Annotated in this window: 18 protein-coding genes and 1 pseudogene; 6 read left to right on the top strand and 13 right to left on the bottom strand. The window is 66.2% G+C overall.

What is annotated here, in order from left to right; all coding sequences use genetic code 11:
- Nucleotides 1-185: 185 nt before the first annotated feature.
- From M9978_RS17355 to M9978_RS17295, 13 genes and pseudogenes are all read right to left on the bottom strand, one after another.
- Nucleotides 186-1,202 (bottom strand): TraU family protein, encoded by a 1,017-nt coding sequence (locus M9978_RS17355; RefSeq protein ID WP_254295403.1) that lies wholly within the window; start codon nt 1,200-1,202, stop codon nt 186-188.
- Complete coding sequence (locus M9978_RS17350; protein WP_436977201.1) at nt 1,199-1,879, bottom strand: conjugal transfer protein TraW; 681 nt, start codon at nt 1,877-1,879, stop codon at nt 1,199-1,201. The genes M9978_RS17355 and M9978_RS17350 overlap by 4 nt, the downstream gene beginning before the upstream one ends.
- Nucleotides 1,869-2,096 (bottom strand): hypothetical protein, encoded by a 228-nt coding sequence (locus M9978_RS17345; RefSeq protein WP_254295401.1) that lies wholly within the window; start codon nt 2,094-2,096, stop codon nt 1,869-1,871. The genes M9978_RS17350 and M9978_RS17345 overlap by 11 nt, the downstream gene beginning before the upstream one ends.
- Entirely contained in the window at nt 2,093-2,428 is a 336-nt protein-coding gene (locus tag M9978_RS17340; RefSeq protein WP_367305116.1) for a hypothetical protein, read from the bottom strand. Before M9978_RS17340 ends, M9978_RS17345 begins: the two co-directional genes overlap by 4 nt.
- A pseudogene (locus M9978_RS17335) lies at nt 2,425-4,936 on the bottom strand (TraC family protein). The gene M9978_RS17340 and the pseudogene M9978_RS17335 overlap by 4 nt, the downstream one beginning before the upstream one ends.
- On the bottom strand, nt 4,933-5,547 hold the full coding sequence (locus M9978_RS17330) for a TraV family lipoprotein (RefSeq protein ID WP_254295399.1): 615 nt from the start codon (nt 5,545-5,547) through the stop codon (nt 4,933-4,935). The pseudogene M9978_RS17335 and the gene M9978_RS17330 overlap by 4 nt, the downstream one beginning before the upstream one ends.
- A 32-nt stretch (nt 5,548-5,579) precedes the next feature.
- A complete protein-coding gene (locus M9978_RS17325) occupies nt 5,580-6,878 on the bottom strand; it encodes a TraB/VirB10 family protein (protein ID WP_254295397.1) in 1,299 nt (432 codons plus the stop codon).
- Nucleotides 6,875-7,648, bottom strand: coding sequence for a type-F conjugative transfer system secretin TraK (locus M9978_RS17320; RefSeq protein WP_254295395.1), 774 nt, complete (start codon nt 7,646-7,648; stop codon nt 6,875-6,877). Before M9978_RS17320 ends, M9978_RS17325 begins: the two co-directional genes overlap by 4 nt.
- Nucleotides 7,632-8,267 carry a TraE/TraK family type IV conjugative transfer system protein gene (locus M9978_RS17315; protein ID WP_254295393.1) on the bottom strand — a complete coding sequence of 212 codons (636 nt, stop codon included), beginning with the start codon at nt 8,265-8,267 and terminating at the stop codon, nt 7,632-7,634. The genes M9978_RS17320 and M9978_RS17315 overlap by 17 nt, the downstream gene beginning before the upstream one ends.
- Nucleotides 8,268-8,273: 6 nt before the next feature.
- Nucleotides 8,274-8,540: a type IV conjugative transfer system protein TraL gene (locus M9978_RS17310; RefSeq protein WP_069319539.1), complete on the bottom strand. Its 267-nt coding sequence runs from the start codon at nt 8,538-8,540 to the stop codon at nt 8,274-8,276.
- A gap of 104 nt (nt 8,541-8,644) precedes the next feature.
- The gene (locus M9978_RS17305; RefSeq protein WP_254295390.1) at nt 8,645-8,962 is read right to left on the bottom strand and encodes a hypothetical protein; all 318 of its coding nucleotides are present in this window, start codon (nt 8,960-8,962) and stop codon (nt 8,645-8,647) included.
- Between the two features lie 223 nt (nt 8,963-9,185).
- Entirely contained in the window at nt 9,186-9,968 is a 783-nt protein-coding gene (locus M9978_RS17300; RefSeq protein WP_254295388.1) for a DsbC family protein, read from the bottom strand.
- Nucleotides 9,952-10,209, bottom strand: coding sequence for a hypothetical protein (locus M9978_RS17295; RefSeq protein ID WP_254295386.1), 258 nt, complete (start codon nt 10,207-10,209; stop codon nt 9,952-9,954). Before M9978_RS17295 ends, M9978_RS17300 begins: the two co-directional genes overlap by 17 nt.
- A 412-nt stretch (nt 10,210-10,621) precedes the next feature.
- Between M9978_RS17295 and M9978_RS17290 the strand changes: the two genes are divergently transcribed.
- The 6 genes from M9978_RS17290 (at nt 10,622) to M9978_RS17270 (ending at nt 14,879) form a co-directional block, all read left to right on the top strand.
- Nucleotides 10,622-10,999: a hypothetical protein gene (locus tag M9978_RS17290; protein WP_254295384.1), complete on the top strand. Its 378-nt coding sequence runs from the start codon at nt 10,622-10,624 to the stop codon at nt 10,997-10,999.
- 131 nt (nt 11,000-11,130) lie between these two features.
- Complete coding sequence (locus tag M9978_RS17285) at nt 11,131-11,538, top strand: helix-turn-helix domain-containing protein (RefSeq protein WP_254295382.1); 408 nt, start codon at nt 11,131-11,133, stop codon at nt 11,536-11,538.
- On the top strand, nt 11,508-12,167 hold the full coding sequence (locus tag M9978_RS17280; RefSeq protein ID WP_254295380.1) for a GntR family transcriptional regulator: 660 nt from the start codon (nt 11,508-11,510) through the stop codon (nt 12,165-12,167). The genes M9978_RS17285 and M9978_RS17280 overlap by 31 nt, the downstream gene beginning before the upstream one ends.
- 150 nt (nt 12,168-12,317) lie before the next feature.
- Nucleotides 12,318-12,437 carry a hypothetical protein gene (locus tag M9978_RS23555; RefSeq protein WP_436977200.1) on the top strand — a complete coding sequence of 40 codons (120 nt, stop codon included), beginning with the start codon at nt 12,318-12,320 and terminating at the stop codon, nt 12,435-12,437.
- A gap of 52 nt (nt 12,438-12,489) precedes the next feature.
- Nucleotides 12,490-13,134, top strand: a complete 645-nt coding sequence (locus tag M9978_RS17275) for a lasso peptide biosynthesis B2 protein (RefSeq protein ID WP_254295378.1) — start codon at nt 12,490-12,492, stop codon at nt 13,132-13,134.
- Nucleotides 13,134-14,879 carry an asparagine synthase-related protein gene (locus M9978_RS17270; RefSeq protein ID WP_367305121.1) on the top strand — a complete coding sequence of 582 codons (1,746 nt, stop codon included), beginning with the start codon at nt 13,134-13,136 and terminating at the stop codon, nt 14,877-14,879. Before M9978_RS17275 ends, M9978_RS17270 begins: the two co-directional genes overlap by 1 nt.
- The last annotated feature ends 22 nt before the right edge of the window (nt 14,880-14,901 follow it).

Here is a 14,901-nt window from a genome sequence, read left to right as displayed (position 1 = left end):
GCGGGCCTGGGAGAGGAACGCGCTCCGTCGGAGGGGCGCGGCCGCGCTGGCCAGGGGTGGAGCGGCGCCGCGGGGGCGATGCGGCGCCGCTCCTGTCTCGCGCACCAGCCAGCGGCCATCCAGGCCTTGGCGGGCAGACCGAACAACACCGGCCGGATGCGCGCGACATGGGGGAAGCGATCGGCTCATGGCACCGGGATTCCGGCGCAGCAGATCACCTTTTCGAAGAGCATGAATTGGGCGTTGTCCTGGCCCGGGGCGTGCTTGCCGCTCGTCCAGAGCGCGCCGGGCCGGCCGATATTGACGCACTTGCCGCCCTTGACCGGCTCCATCAGCTGGAGCTTGTAGCGCGACTTGGTCCAGATCGGGCTTGGACGGAACGAGCAGCCATCGCTCGAGCTGATCGTGAGCGCGCCCAAGCGCCCCATCATGAAGGTGCCGCGCGCCGCCAGCCCCGCCCACGCCTCGACGCTGTCGCCGAAATGGATGTCGCCCGCGATCGGATAGGTCGATCCCCAGCTCCCCATGCACCAGAAGAGCGGATCGATGACCTTGCCGGCGGCCGCCGCCGCGCTGTCGGCCATGCAGGCGAGCCCGGCGGCGGGATTGCCGAACAGGATCGCCTCGGGCTGGATGATCGCGCCCAAGGTACCCGACTGCCAGGTCGGCAGCACTTCGGTGATCAGGGCGACGTCGAAGCCGTCATCCTCGATGCACGGCAGGTCGGTGAACATGTCGAGCATCTTCCAGACCGGCGAGATGTAATAATGCATTTGAGCGAACATCTTGCGCGTGTTTGTTCCATCGGAAATCGAACTCTGGCTGCCCTGCAGCTTGCCGTCAGTCGCCATGATGTCGGCGCCAAGCGCCATCATGCAGCCGGGCTCGGTCACGACATCGACCATCCGGTTGGGCGACCAGAAGGAGACTTTGACGCCGAACCAGAATTGCGCGCCCTTGCGGCAGGCGCAGAGCGGTGCCGAAGCCGATTGCGCGTCGAGCGCCTTGTCGAGCTTGTCATGGCTGCCGATGCGCACCCCGCCGATGGTGATCGGGAAGATGCAGTTCCAGCGTACCTTGGTGATCGGGTTGAACATCGTGCTGGTCGGGCATTTCGAGGCCTGTGCAGGCTGCGCAACGAAGAGCGGCGCGGCGACGCCGAGTGTCAGTGCCGAGAGCAGGAGGCGGGCGCGGCGGATCATTTGACGGTGCCTGCCTTGAGGGTGGCGGCACGGCTGCGCGGGCCGAACTCGGTCAGGACGAGCTTGTGGCCCGACTGGGCGACGATCACCGGAGCGACCGTGAGCCCGAGCCGGTCCTTCATCCGCTCTTCGAGCAGGTAGATCGCGCGGCCGGTACGTTCGCCAAGCTCGATCGCATCGCCGGCGGTGACGATTACGAAGTCCGATGGCCGTGCGGCCTCGAGCGCCCAGGCGAGATCGCGTGGATGCGCGATCACCAGCCGCTGCGGCAGCTTGACATAGGTCAGCGGATTGAAGCTGTAGCCCTTGGGATAGAGCATGCGCCCGTCGGGCAGCTTCACGTCGAAGTCGAGCGTGTAGAAGGGCACCACGGTGCGGACCCGGTCGGCAGGCGCGGGATCGAGCGCGGCGGCGCGAAGTGCCGACCAGTTGTTGCGCGGCCCGAACTGCGCGCGCATATCCCTGGGTTGCTTCGCGACCCTGGCGGCGATCTCGGCCATCGCGTCGGGTTCGGCGATCGGCCAGGTGCGGCCGATGGTCGAAGTTGATGCGGGTTGATGCTGCGCCGGGGCGGCGGCAGCACCGGCCACGCCGATCAGCATGGCGCCGGCGAGCAGCGCGGCGATGGTGCAGCCTTGCGCTATGACGATCCAGCGCGGTGCGGCGTCAGCGTTCATCGCCGCCTCCGAAATCTTCCGGACGGGGCAGGCCGCACAGCGCGATCATGAACGAGGCGCCCGAGACGAAGGTGACCAGCCAGACGATCCAGCGCAGGTCGAGCGCGAGGTCCGGCCGCAGCATGGCGAGATAGAGCTCGACGAACAGCAGCACATAGCTGCCGACCGCGAGCCGCAGCGCGGCGGGCGAGGGCTCGGGCGAGACGAGACCGTTCATTGCGGCCTCCCGCGGCGCAGCCGCGCGAACAGGCGCGTGCCGGAGAAGGACAGGCCAAGCAGGAGCATGCCCGCTGCGAAGCAGGAGGCGCCGACCAGGACTGCGGCCCGCACTACAGTGTGGATAGGCTGGCCCAGCGCGAGACCAGCCATGAGCACGAGGCTGGCGAGCAGCAGCGTCTCGATCATCACAATACGCAACCGCCAGCGAAACGCCTCGGCCTCGAACCGCTGCGCGACGCGGCGTTCAATCAGCCGCTCGAGCTCGGCCTGGCTGTCGAATTGCAGCGGCAGCTGGCCGGGATGGACATGGGATTTCTGGCGCATGGTCATGCCCTCCCGATGTTGAGCTGATGGCTGGTGCCGAGGATCGTGGCGGGATCGACCCCGGCCAGCGCGCAGACCGATTCGAGCGGGGAGAGCCCCTGCCGGATCAGCGCGTCGAACGCGGCGACTTCCTCGGGCGCCGAGGTGTTGATCCAGTAGGAGAAGGGATCGACCACGAGCCGCGCGATGCCGAGGCCCAGCGGGGAGTCGATGAACACCTCGCTGTAATTGGGCTTGGAATTGCGGACCGATTTCAGGAGTTCGAGGACGAAGCCCGAATAGTCGAGGATCTTGTTCTCGACCGCCTTGTCATAGGTCGAGCCCTGCAGCAGAAACCGGGTCGCGGCATTTTCGAGGATGACCTGACCCGTGCCGCCGAACAGCTGGAGGTCGTTCATCGACTGCAGCACGATGCCGAACGAGCCGCGATATTTACGGGCGCGGCGATAGCCTTGGCCGAACGCCTCGGCGAGCCTCGAGAGGTCCTGGCCATCGGTGCGGGTCATGAACTGCGCTGCCTCGTCGCACAGCACGAAGCGCGGGCGGTCGCGTCCGGAAAGATAAAGTTCCTGGGTGACCGCGTTTACCACCACCATCACGATGACGTTGAATAGGTCCGGCATCGATTTCAGGCGCTCGAGTTCGAGCACGACGAACTCGTCGTTGCGGATGTCGAAGGTCGAGGCGCCGTTGAAGAAATGGCCATAGGCGCCGTCCGACCCGAAATCGCGCAGGTTGAAGGCAAGCTCGCGCGCCAGCGGGACGAGATGGTCGACACGGTCGAGCTCGCTGCTGGTGTTGGCCGGATAGGTGCCGAGCCATTGACGCACCGCATCGACGCCATAATCGGCGCGGCCGGTATAGATCGTCCATTGCACCGCGGATTTGAGCAGGTTCCACTCGGAGGTGGTCACGCCCTTGCGCGTCGAGGCGTTGGCCATCTCGGCGACGATCGCCACGGCCATAGTGATGGCGGACTGCTTGTCGTCGCCATCGAGCGCGAGCCCCATGTCGAACGGGTTCAGCACCATCCGCTCCTCGCCGATATCGATATAGCGGCCCGAGCAGAGCGTGCAGAGCTTACGGTAGCTGCCGCCGATATCGATGATCCGGATCAGCGCCGAGCAGGCATAATATTGCTGGCAGAGATTGTTGAGCAGGAAGCTCTTGCCTGCGCCGCTCTCGGCCGAGACGATGAAGTTGTAATTGTTGATGCGCGGGTCGAACAGGTCGAGCGTGACGAGCTGGCCCTTGCGGCCGGTGTAGAGCAGCGCCGGCCGGCCGCCGCCGCGAAAATCGGTCTGGATCGGCGCCATCAGCACCGCTGCCTTGACCGGCATGCGGAAATCGCGCTCGAGCATGCGCAGCGTGGTGCGGTCGGCATAGAGGCCGAACGGCAGGCTCATCACCAGCAGCGTCGGGTTGAGATAGCTCTCCTCCTGCATCGAGAAGGGCAGCGGCTCGCTTTCCCAGAGCCGCTTGGCGCGCGCGGCGAGTTCGCGCGCATGATGGCGGTCGCGACCGAACACCCAGAGGCACGGGATGACTCGCACGAACTTGGAGTTGCCGGCCTCATCCAGAATCCAGCCGATCTCTTCGATCTGCTTGCCGACCTCGACCGCGAACGAGCCCGCCGCCTTTTGCGCCGAGAGGATTTGCGCGCGCTTGTGGATCTCGAACTGCGAGTGATCGAACAGGATGTTGAGCGTGTAGAGGAACGGGCCGCCGATCTGGTCGCTGTCCTCGGCGCTGCCGCGCATCCCGCCGAGCAGCCGGTTGGCGCGCTCCGCCGTGATCCGGCGCGCTGGCGCCTTGGGCGTCAGGCAGCGCGCGACCTGGTTGCCGAGAAAGACCTCCGGGCCCTCGAACGCGAGATCGGGTCCGGCATCGATGATCTGCTTGGAGATCGGCGGCGCGTCGAGCGTGGCGCCATCGGCGAACACGCCGGGCGCGGCCTCGCTGACCCCGTTGAACACGCGCCGATAGAAGGCGATCATCTCCTCGGGCGCGAGCCGGCGGATGCCGAGCTTGGCGAGCTGCTCCTCGACCTGGCGCCGCAGATCCTCGTCGAGCGGGCGGCGCGTCTTGATCGAGAGGAAGGTGCGGAAGTTGCGCACCGGGATGTCGTGAAGCGCCTTGAGCCCGTCGCGGCCCGCGCTCAAATAGGCGCGCGTCTGCCGCGCCGAAGCCTGGATCAGCGGATCGTCGCGGGTCTTGAGATCAAGGAACGCGTCGAGCGTATCGTCGATCAGCGGGTCGGCGAAAAGTGTGCAGCTGCAGCACCGTCCCGTCGGGGAAATGCACGTTGAGCAGGCCCTGCAGCGCGCCCTGCACATGCGCGAACATGTAGGCGCTGGGGATGATCTCCCAGCCATGTCCCCAGCAATCGTCGACGCACAGAAACGCCTCGCTCGCTTCGTCCCAGGCGATCAGCGGCAGGAAGTCCGAGAAGCTGTCGCGCCGCACGCTGTTGCGCAGCCGGGCATAGCTGAGGCTCGAGGCGCGGGCGCTCATCGTTGCGGCTCCAGACCCTGAATGGCGGGGCTGGCGGGGTTGGCCACGTCGGGCGCGTCGTCACCCTGCTCGCGCACCTGACCGAGGATCGGCGCCTGCGCGGCGCGCGAGGGCGAGGAGATGAGCGTGCCGCCGACCACCCAGGCGGGCCTGTCGAGGATCGAATAGATGTAACGCGGCATATAGAGCCGGTCGGGCCGCTGGCGGTCGGCATAGGGAAGGACCAGGGTCCGCACCGTGCGCGCGGGCTTGAGCATCGGCGTGACCGGCGCTTCGAGCAGGCCCTTCAGTTCGCGATAGACGCTGTCGCGATAGCTGCCGAACGCGGTCGGGGCGGCCTTGCGGCGCTCGCCGGGTAGGGTGGGCGAACCCTGCTTTCTGAGTATTGCCGGGTCGTTGGTCACAGCCGGGTCTGACTTCGACGCGATCCCGGCAACGGCATCGTCGTGCGCCCGTTCGGGATGGATGCACTGGCCGTGATCGTCATTCTTGCAGCTGAACTTTTCAGAATAGGGCGACATTACTGAGCCGAGCGTGGCGCAGGCCGGGGTGAGCAGCGCCGCTGCCAGTGCGGTCATGCAGCGGGTTCGGGCGGCGAGCTTGGGGCGCATGATACAGGTTCCAATGGGAAGATGGGCGGGCATCAGAATTTGCTTCCGACGGTCGGCTTGATCTCGAGCGCGAGGCCTTCCTGGATCACCACGACGACATCCTTGGCGGCGCCGACCTCGACGACGGGGCCAGCCTGACGGGCGAGGTCGAGATAGAATTCGGTCAGCTTGTCGGAGGAGCGGGCGAAGCCGCCCGCGATCCCGGCCTTGGCGGCGTCCGCCGGATCGAGCGAACGCACCGAGCCCAGCGCCGAGGTCGAGACATCGCCGACGCTGCTCTCGACGGTCTGCGCGATGCCGGCGATCGTGCCGGCGATGAAGGTACGCGCGAGCGTGGCGCCGGCGCGGGTGACGACCTTGCCGGATAGGCCTTTCTTGCCGTCGGCATCGACGAAGAAGCCCTTGATCGGCTGATCGACGACCGCGCGCTCCTCGAAATCGATGCACGAGATCGACACGAGTTGGACCTCGACACGCTCCTTGGCGAGGCTGCCGGTGGCGTTGCCGACGACGAAGCAGCCGGCAAGGTTGGCCTTGACCTCATTGGGGAGCACGGCGGGGGCCTGCACACGCGCGATGATCGGCTCGGGATTGCTGGTCGCATCCTTGCTCGCCAGCGCGTCGATCCCGGTGAGCAGCCGGGCTTTCATGAAACCAGGTGGCAAATAGATCGTGCGCAGCTTTTTTTTTGAGCCTTCGGCGCCCCCGCCGTTCTGCGGCGCCACCACTGCGGTGGTGGCCGCGCCGATCGCGCCGACCTGACGCTCGACCGGCGGGGCGGGCGGCGCTTCGGGGGCCGATGGCATGGGCGGGATCGGCGGCGCATTGTCGCCCGCCGGGGCGTCGGGCGGCTGCGGCGGAAAAGCCGGAATGTCGCCGGGGAATGCTGACGGGAGAGGACCGGGCTCGCCGGCCTTCGTTCCGCCAGCTGTCGTTGGGCTCACCTTGCCTTCCTCGATCGCGGTCACGCGGTCGCCGAGCAGGCCCTGTCCCTCGAGGATCTTCTTGAGGTCGCCGCGCAGCTTGACCTCGAGGCTGTCGCCGCGCAGCCCTGCGCCCATGTCGAGCTTGGTCGCCTTGGCCGCGGTCTCCACTGGCTCGGACGAGCCTGAGCTCGCGGTGTAGAGCGCGAAGCCGGCGACGCCGATCATGCCCGCGATCCCGACCTGCTTGGCGCGCAGCTTCTGGTCGGAGGTCAGCCGCTGCCACTGCTTGCGGAAGTCGAGCAGCGCGGGGCGCTCGCTTGTCACAGGCTCACCTGCATATTCGCCGCGGTGGGGACGGCTGCGGTCATAGGCGGGCTTGGGCTTGGGATCCTCGCCGGCGGTCACAGCCCGGCACTCCGGCGGATCACGACGAGCCGGGCAGCATCGCCCGCGGCGAGGGTCAGGCGGTCGAGCGTGACCGCGAAGATGTCCGCGCCAAGCGTGGTGTCGAGAAAGGCGCGTTCGTCGAGCGTCACCGCTGCCGGCGAGGTCACCAGATATTCGCTGGCGGTGAGGCCCGCGCCCTCGATGGCGAGGCGGCGGCGCTCCTCGACGACGATGCCGGGCAGGTCGGCGATGGCGAGCCGGGCGCGGCCCGGCGCGATCTCGGTGAAGCTGCCGGGCACGCGGTCCTGCAGCAGCGCGAGCGCGATCGACACGGCGCGCTCTTCCTCGACCAGCGGGCCGAGCAGCGCCTCGTTGCTGCGCGCGCGCTGGGCAGTGCCCGGCACGAGCGTCACCGTCTGCGCCGGAATGTCGGCGGGCTCGGCATAGAGTGGGTAGATCGCCCCGTTGCACGACACATAGAATTCGGCGGGCTGCGTTACGAAGCTGCGCGTCTTCATGCCGGCTTCGTCGACTTCCCTGACAAGGAACTTGATCCAGGCGTCCGACCCGCCGCGTTCGACCGCAATGCCTTTCTCGGCCGAGAATTTGACGTCCTCGATCTCGCCGCCGACGCACACGAGGTGATTGACGTCGCGGTTCGAGAGCCGAAGCCGGCTCGTCTGGTCGGGTAGCGCCGCGATCGACTGGGCAAGGACAGGAGCGGGGAGTGCGGCGCACAGCGCCGCCAGGCCCGAGGCAAGCCTCGAGCGCTTACCGGGGATCGGCATTGAAATCTTCCTCCTGGAGGGCGGTCAGCCAGAAGCGGCCATTGTCGATGAAATATTTGATGCGCAGCGTGCCCTGGAACTTGCGGATCACGCCGCCGATCACGCGGACCTTCTCGACTGGCACCACGATTTCCGTGGTGGTGAACGTCACCGGTTTGTCGTTGCGCACATAGCTGGCGATCGACAGCGTCGGGTTGCGCGAGAGCTCGTCCAGCAACTCGCTCAAACTGTCGCGCAGGCCGTTATAGGCCGAGGGGTGGACGAGGCTCAGCAGCTCCTGGAACTGCTGGTCGGCGGAATAGGCCGAATAGGTCCCTGACAGGCTGACGATGTTGCGCGTGATCGTGCGCAGATATGCGTCGGACGGCTTGTTGCCGGTGACATAGAGGTCGCCGCGCGCGCCGAATGGCACAATCACCGTGCGCTGGTTGAGGTTCGAGGTGTAGAGCAAGGTGCCCAGCACCGCGGTGATGCCGAACAGGCCGGCGATCGCGAATTTGAGCAGCCGGTTCTCGTCGAACAGATTGGCCGACCCCAGCAGATAGCGGTGGAGGTGCCAACTCGGCCTCGTGTCGCCGATTATGTCGGGGGGCGCCCTGCGCCGGAATGGATGTGACATGCGCCGCTACTCGTAGAAGCGGGTCTGGGTCGGACCCGGATAGTGACGGAAGCGCAGCAGGCCCCAGCGCCAGGCGGCATGCGGGATGAACCCGCGCGGTTTGGTGCGCTTCCACGGGATGAAGAGGAGAAGCGCGCCGATCAGCGCCCACCCGACCAGCCCGCCGACGATCACGGCGACAAAGATGGTCGACATCACGACGATGAACTCCTGGCTGTCGAACCAGAGGATCTGGACCGGCCGGTGCAGGAACTGTGGAAGACGCTCGTCCATGCCCTTCTCCCTTGCTTGTTGATGCGCTTGGTGGATTTCCGGGAGGCGACCCTTCGCCCCCCGGCGCTTCGCGGCCGCCGCTTGAGGCGCGGCGGCGCGCGCCTTCAGATCACCATCCCGAAGGTCTGCAGGATCGAGTCGGCCTTGATCAGGCAGACCGCCGCCACGATCGTCGGAATGCCGATCATGATGTTCGAGAACAGGCGCGAAACGCCGAACAGGAAGGCCGCCACGCCGCCGACAAAGCCGAGCGGACCCTTGACGCCCTGGTTCACGACGATGTTGTAGATGTCGTAACCCAGGTCGCCGACCTTGGGCTGGGCGAAGGCATGGGCCGCGCCGGCTCCGGCAACAAGCGCCAGGACCAGCAGCAAGGCGGCGTCCGCCGTCTTGAGGCCGCGCGCAAAAGTCAGTTTGAACATCGATGGTCTCCACGAAGATGGGAGCTGTCCGAAGCTATGCCTGCCGGCACGATGAGGATCGTTTCCGGCCGGCGGCGGCACTGGACGGCTCCCGCGGGGGGCGTCGCCGCCGGCATCCCGGTGCTCGTGTCGCCGGACGGACGCGTGGCGCGCCATGGCCGGGCAGGGCGCGAGACCCGCCAGATGGGTGGAGAAGTGGGATCGGCCCTGAGGCGCCGAACCCTTACGGCCGCGCATTGCCGGCCTGCTGCTTTGCGTCGAGAAAGGCCTCGATCTCGGCCTGCTGGAAACCGGAGATCAGCTTGCCGTCGGCGAACAGCGTGGGCGTGCCGGACACGCCAAGCTTGCGCACCATCTCGGCATGCGCCGCGACCTTCGTCGCGCCCTCTGCGCATTTGCCGAGCGTCTTCGGGACCGAACCCGAATAGACCGCTCGGAATGCAGCCTCGGGATCGGCGGCGCACAGGATATGCTCGGCCTTGGCCGCTGCCTGGGGATGGATGCCGCTCACGAAAAAGACGAGCCGCCGCACCTGTTTGCCCTCGGCCGCTTTCGACGACCAGAAGCGGTCGAGCGCCTGGCAATAGGGGCAATCGGGGTCGGTGAATTCGATCACCACCGGCGCGGATTGAGGGCCGATCGCCAGCGCCTTGCTGGTGTCGATCGCGCCGAGCCGTTTGCGCGCGCTGGCGTCCTGCGCCAGCGCCGTGACGTTGACGCCGTTGCGGTCATACACCGCGGCGAACAGCAGGTGGCCGCTCTCCGGCGCGAAATAGATCATTCTCCCGCCGGCATTGGCTTGATATAGCGGACCCTTCACAGGCGCCGGTCCGAAGTCCTCGAACTGCAGGTTCGTGAAGGTCTGGCGTAGAGCTTGTTGCGCGTCCCGTGCGGCTGCGGCGAGCGGTTCCTCGGAACTCGGCGAAGCGTCCTGCGCGAGGGCAGGCGCGGCGAGCAGCGATGCGCTGAGCGCCGCGCCGAGCGCCAGTTCAGCGAGGCGCCGCATCGGTCACCTCCGTGGCGCTGAGCGTGCCGTCGAGCAGGGCGCGGTCGACCTTCAGCGTCGCGCCGATCGCCACGCTGGCGGGCCGCGCCGCGCTGATTGCCGGGACCGGTTCGCGGCGCGGTTCGATCACGAAGCCCTGCTCGGTGGCGGCGACATCGAGAGGTACGCGCTTGCTGCACGGATAGCCTTCGGCGTCGGGGCGATAGCTCTGTGCCTGCGCCCAAGGCGTCAGGCATGGCACAGTTGGGAAAAGGGCAAGGGCAGCTATGCACCATGACCGCATCGGCATGACGTTGTTCTCCTGCTCGCGCAGGGCACTGCGCGCGGTTCGATTGGACCATCCGGCAAGCAAACCGTTCGTTCGGGCCGCCGGAGACAGGAGGGGGAATGCGGAAGGTGGCGGCGTTCGACAATCGTCAGGGCACTGAACAACCGGAGCGGCAGGCAATGCATCTCAAGTCCTTGCGGCGCCGCAGAAGCGCTCAATTGTTCATCTCGGGTCCGCGTCAGGTTGCGGGGGGCAGTGAAGTGCCTTCGATCCTTGTCGCGCTGGCTCATTCCGCCGCGAGCAGCGCGGCTGTGTTGGCACTTGGGGGGAGGGGCCGGTGACTCGCCAATCACGAACCTTCAAGCTGCAGCTCTCGCCCGCCGGGATGGACCTCCTGATCGAGGCGCACTGCCATTTGATCCGCTCGACGCGGCAGATGCTGGCTTGGGGCACGACGCTACAACTGGCCGTGCTGCATCTTGAGACGATCCCGACGGCCACGATTGCCGCGAAGCTCCGTCGGCTCCCGTCGGCTGGACTGAACGGCAGCGAAAAGTTCTTCCTGGGCGCGCCCAAGGGCCTGGGTGAGTGCGCGGCTGGTATCGCCGCGCAGATCAGCATCGATGGCGATCCGCCCACGATCGTCAGCATCTATCTGGTCGCGCTGCAGATCTCGCTCGATGCGGATCCGCCCGAATTGTTGGCGGCGCTGGAGCGAGCCCGTCGAACGACACCGGCCAGACTCGGTCCGAAACGGATGTAGTCGCTTAGGCGAACACGTTGTGAATTCTGGAAATACTTGCCGCAGTTCAGTTTGACCGAGGTGTGTTGCACACCCTACCACGCGTCGCATCAGCCCTTGGCGGGCGGACGCTCCAGGATGGAGACGCGTGCATGTCGCTCGACTGCGAAGAGCCCGACGCGGATGGTCCGCTTTGTTTCGTGAAGGAACGGTCCGGCCGGCGGATCGAGCAAACGCGCAAGCGCGAAGGGATTACCCAGCGCGAACTGGCGAAGTCGCTCGGCATCGGCGTGCGCTGGCTACGCGAGATCGAATCCGGCAATCCCAAGGTCCGGCTCGATGATCACCTGCGCTGCGCCTACCAGCTCGGCATGTCGACCGGACACATCCTGATCCCACTGATGTTCGCCAGCCAGAAGATGGCGTTCCCACGCCAGCTGGCTGGCGACCTGCGCGAATTCGAGCGCCTGTGCGTCGAGATCATCGCGAAGCATCAGCTGGAGCAACTGACTGCGGCCCTGACACCGAAGTGGCGCACGCCCTTCGCCGCTTCAGGCTGACCATGTCGGTTGAGACAAGCACGCAGGAACGGGTCTATCGAGCGCTCAAGGAAGAGTATCTCGATGGCGTGTTTCACGCTGGGATGCGCCTCGACCTCCATGCTGTCGCCGATCGGCATCGCGCGAGCACCACGCCGGTGCGCGAGGCGATACAGCGCATGGTCGGTGAGCAGCTGTTCGAGGCGCATCCGGATGGTGGAATCCGGGTCGTGCGCCCCGATATCGACGCGCTGGCCGGCCTGTATGTCTGGAACGCGCAGCACCTCCTGGGAACATTGCGCCTCGCGGACGCGGCCCTGCTGCGCGGCTCGCTACGATTATTTAGGGAACGAATGCCTGGCACCGCCCCCGGCGATCACGCGGCATTCACTGCGATCCTGTTCCGCGCGATCGGCGAAGCCACGGGAAATGCCGAGTTTTCCGATCAGATCCAGCGCATGAGCGAGCGGCTTCACTATACGCGACTCGCCGAAGCACGGCTGTTCGACGACCCCGATCGTGAGCTCCGGACATTCCTCCGCAACGGAAATATCGACGTGCGGACGAACCTGCGCAGGCGCATCATCGCCTATCACCGCCGTCGAATTGATCATGTCGGCTCCATTTCCGACGCGCTTTGGCAGCGATGAGCCGGGCTAGAGAGCATCCGATCGAGGGTTTACTTGGTAGCGATCGATATATTCGGCAAATCTTGCGCAGAATATCCCACGGCGGGTGACTTCCTGCCGACTTATACTTGCGGTGCCGACATTCCGTCGTGCCATGCAAGGAGAAGTACCATGCAGAAGGAAGTGCTCGAGCTGGGCATCGCCAGCCAGGAAACCAAGGGCGATCCGGTCATCGGCGAGCCGGACACGTTCGAGCTGCAGAAGCTCGTCTCCGGCCTGTCCGCCGACTGATCGAGCGGGCGCACGGCATCTGCCGTGCGCCCTCTTTCCGGAGCGCCCGCTTATGCATCTCACCAGTCCAGATGGTGTTTATTTCTGCCTGCTTGGCGAGCGCTCCATTTTCCTCGACGTCGAGCGCGATCGCTATTTCGCGGCTTCGCCTGAGACGACGCAGGCGCTGATACGCGCGATAGAGGGAACCTCCGTCTTGGGCTCCGACGAAGCCAAGCTTCAGCCGCTGCTCAACGAAGGCCTGCTGTCGGTAAGCCGCGATATCTCGCGGCCGCTCGGCGAGATCGTCGTAACTCCGGCAATGCGCGACCTGAGGGCGCAAGGCACGGCCCGCGCCGGGCTCGCCATGCTCGCGGTCCTGCTGCAAGTTCGCGCGCGACGCGAACTTCGCCGCTCCGGTTTGGCGGCCGTGATCGCCAGGCGCGCCCAGGCGAAGCCGCGCCACCGCCATCGCGAGATCGAAGCGATTGCCGCGGCGATGCGTTTCTCGAATCTCATTATTCCCGCGCACGAACGTTGCCTCATGAAATCGATCGGCCTGTTCGATCTCATGGTCGCAAGTGGACATCGGCCGACGCTGATATTGGGAGTCCGGGATTGCCCGTTCACGGCGCATGCCTGGGTCCAGCTCGACGCCCTGGTGATCGGCGACGAGCAGGAGCATGTCACGCGCTACCGACCGATCCTGGCGGTCTGATGGCCTTTCGCTTTCTCGCCGTCATCGAGCGCCGCAAGGGCACTGGCGCAGGGATCGAGACGCGGCGTCTGGCAGGGCTGGGCCTGGCGGCCGTCCCGACCATTGGGCAGTTGGCCATCTGGGCGAATGAGCCGGCGCGGGTGATGACCGCTCCTTCGGGCCGGGCGCATCTGCTTGGCCGATTGTTCACGCGCTCGGACCGGCCTGTCCGGGTGACGGCGCTGGAACCGCAGTTCGATCGGCACAGCGAGGTGCCGGCGATCCTGACGAACCGCTTCTGGGGCCAGTATGTCGCCATTTCGCAATGCCCGCTCGGCTCGGTGCAGGTCTATCGCGACCCAAGTGGCGCGCTCCCCTGTTATGTGCGCGAAACCGCCGATGCGATCTTTCTCCTTTCGGATCTCGATCTCGGTATTGCGGCGGGCCTGATTGATCCGGAAATTGACTGGGATGCGATGGCCGCCGCGCTATTGCGACCCGCGCTTCGGCGCACCGAGACGGTGCTGCGGGATGTCTATGAGGTTCCGCAGGGCTGGATCCTCGGCATCAGCGGCGCGCGCTACACCGGATTGACGCAGCATTGGTCACCCTGGGACTATGTGCGGCCGAGCCGCCTTGCTCCCGCGGAATTGCGTGAGGCGCTGCGGGCAACGGTGGTGAGCACGGTCCGCGCGCTCGCCAGCGATTTCGGGCGCGTTCAACTCTGTCTGTCGGGCGGCCTTGATTCCTCCATCGTCGCGGCGGCGCTTGCTGACACGAGCACGACCTGTCTCAATCTGGTCTCGCCGGGACCCGAAGGCGACGAGCGCGGGTTTGCGAGGCTCGTCGCCGATCATGTCGGGCTGGAGCTGGTCGATCGAGATTACCGGCTGGACGATATCGTGATCGGCACCTCTAGCGCGCTGCACCTGCCGCGGCCGGTAGGGGCGCCGGGACGGCAGGCGCTCGACCAGGCCAACCGCCGCGTCGCGAGCGAGATTTCGGCCGAGGCGATGTTTTCCGGCAATGGCGGGGACAATGTGTTCTGTTTCACGCAATCGGCCGCACCAATCGCCGACCGCATCAAGTCGAGACGCCAGCGGATCTCGGCTTGGCGCACGGTCGCTGACGTCTGCGAGCTGACCGGGTGCAGTGCCTGGGAGGCTTTGTCGCGAGCGATCCGCAAATTGCCGAGGGGTGCTGCTCGCCATCGCTGGCCGAGCGACCTGCGCTTTATTCATCCCGACCTGACGGAGGCGATAGGATCGGCCGAGGCAGAACATAGCTGGTTGGAGGTCCCCGACCATGGCTTGCCTGGACGGGCGGCGCATATCGCGGCACTGCTTCGGCCGCAGAATTTCAGCGAGGGCTTTGCGCGCGACGAGCCGCTCGAGTTGATCACGCCGCTGCTGGCGCAGCCGATTGTCGAGCTCTGCTTGTCGATCCAGACTTGGCAGTGGATCGAGGGTGGCCGCGATCGTGCGGTCGCCCGAAATGCCTTTGCCGGGCAACTCCCGCACGCGATCGCAAGGCGTCGGACGAAAGGCGGACCAGGGGCGTTCTATCGCCAGATCGTCGAGCACAATCGGGCGGCGATCATGCAGAATCTGCTCGAAGGGGAGCTGAGCGCGCGGAAGCTTATCGATCGCACAGCGGTCGAGGCGTTTTTTCAGCGCCCGGTGGATGCACAAGGCGACGCCTACGTGCGGATCCTTACGCTGAGCGATGCCGAAGCCTGGGCGCACGCACGAGGAACAGGCTACTGACGCCCTCAGCGTGAGACCTAAA

Origin of the sequence: Sphingomonas tagetis (genome assembly GCF_024211275.1) — a bacterium.
In the GTDB taxonomy this organism is placed as follows: domain Bacteria; phylum Pseudomonadota; class Alphaproteobacteria; order Sphingomonadales; family Sphingomonadaceae; genus Sphingomonas; species Sphingomonas tagetis.
Note: the sequence above shows the minus strand (reverse complement) of the source record. Positions and strands in the feature narration are given on the sequence as shown.

Coding starts and splice junctions, on each gene's coding strand:
- M9978_RS17355 (WP_254295403.1), bottom strand. CDS start 1,202: ATGATCCGCCGCGCCCGCCTCCTGCTCTCGGCACTGACACTCGGCGTC.
- M9978_RS17350 (WP_436977201.1), bottom strand. CDS start 1,879: ATGAACGCTGACGCCGCACCGCGCTGGATCGTCATAGCGCAAGGCTGC.
- M9978_RS17345 (WP_254295401.1), bottom strand. CDS start 2,096: ATGAACGGTCTCGTCTCGCCCGAGCCCTCGCCCGCCGCGCTGCGGCTC.
- M9978_RS17340 (WP_367305116.1), bottom strand. CDS start 2,428: ATGACCATGCGCCAGAAATCCCATGTCCATCCCGGCCAGCTGCCGCTG.
- M9978_RS17330 (WP_254295399.1), bottom strand. CDS start 5,547: ATGCGCCCCAAGCTCGCCGCCCGAACCCGCTGCATGACCGCACTGGCA.
- M9978_RS17320 (WP_254295395.1), bottom strand. CDS start 7,648: ATGCCGATCCCCGGTAAGCGCTCGAGGCTTGCCTCGGGCCTGGCGGCG.
- M9978_RS17315 (WP_254295393.1), bottom strand. CDS start 8,267: ATGTCACATCCATTCCGGCGCAGGGCGCCCCCCGACATAATCGGCGAC.
- M9978_RS17310 (WP_069319539.1), bottom strand. CDS start 8,540: ATGGACGAGCGTCTTCCACAGTTCCTGCACCGGCCGGTCCAGATCCTC.
- M9978_RS17305 (WP_254295390.1), bottom strand. CDS start 8,962: ATGTTCAAACTGACTTTTGCGCGCGGCCTCAAGACGGCGGACGCCGCC.
- M9978_RS17300 (WP_254295388.1), bottom strand. CDS start 9,968: ATGCGGCGCCTCGCTGAACTGGCGCTCGGCGCGGCGCTCAGCGCATCG.
- M9978_RS17290 (WP_254295384.1), top strand. CDS start 10,622: ATGGACCTCCTGATCGAGGCGCACTGCCATTTGATCCGCTCGACGCGG.
- M9978_RS17285 (WP_254295382.1), top strand. CDS start 11,131: ATGTCGCTCGACTGCGAAGAGCCCGACGCGGATGGTCCGCTTTGTTTC.
- M9978_RS23555 (WP_436977200.1), top strand. CDS start 12,318: ATGCAGAAGGAAGTGCTCGAGCTGGGCATCGCCAGCCAGGAAACCAAG.
- M9978_RS17275 (WP_254295378.1), top strand. CDS start 12,490: ATGCATCTCACCAGTCCAGATGGTGTTTATTTCTGCCTGCTTGGCGAG.
- M9978_RS17270 (WP_367305121.1), top strand. CDS start 13,134: ATGGCCTTTCGCTTTCTCGCCGTCATCGAGCGCCGCAAGGGCACTGGC.